The sequence below is a fragment of the Proteus sp. fly-1067 genome (genome assembly GCF_040139345.1).
GTDB classification, from domain to species: Bacteria; Pseudomonadota; Gammaproteobacteria; order Enterobacterales; family Enterobacteriaceae; genus Proteus; species Proteus vulgaris_B.
Genome location: NZ_JBEEUL010000221.1, coordinates 1 through 551, shown reverse-complemented (window position 1 = coordinate 551; position 551 = coordinate 1). Strand labels below are relative to the sequence as shown.

Annotated in this window: 1 protein-coding gene; it reads left to right on the top strand. The window is 44.3% G+C overall.

Going from position 1 to position 551, the window contains the following annotated elements; genetic code table 11:
* Positions 1-468, top strand: a 468-nt coding sequence (locus ABN217_RS20095; protein WP_349459981.1) for a fimbrial biogenesis chaperone, incomplete at its 5' end; no start/stop codon positions are given.
* Positions 469-551 lie beyond the last annotated feature (83 nt).

The window sequence follows — 551 nt, the reverse complement described above, 5'->3', positions numbered from 1 at the left end:
CTACCAGACATTACGAAGTTACCACAAGATAGAGAAAGCGTGTTCTATTTTAATTTACGTGAAATACCCCCTAAAAGCAGCCAACCTAATGTCCTGCAAATCGCACTACAAACGCGTATTAAGTTGTTCTATCGCCCAAAAGCACTCTACGCTTCACGCAGTGATCTCGATAACCCATGGCAAGAAAAAATCACTCTACAGCGTGTAGGGGATAGTTACCAAATCCATAATCCACCCGCTTACTTTGTAACGATTGTTGACGCCGCTAAAGATCTGAAGAGTGACACAGTAGGTAATTTTGAGCCCGTAATGATTTCACCGAAGGGGAATGCCACCCTGCGCGGTAGCGCTAGTATGCTAGGAACCTCACCTGTACTGACTTATATCAATGATTATGGGGGTCGACCTAAGCTGACATTCAAATGCAGTGGTACCAGCTGTATCGTTGCCTCTTCTTCAGATAATTAATGGTGGATTTTCATGAAAAAGGCTCTCTTATTCTGTAGCACCATGCTCTGTGTAGCTCCGCCACTATTGGCAGCCAATAGTGA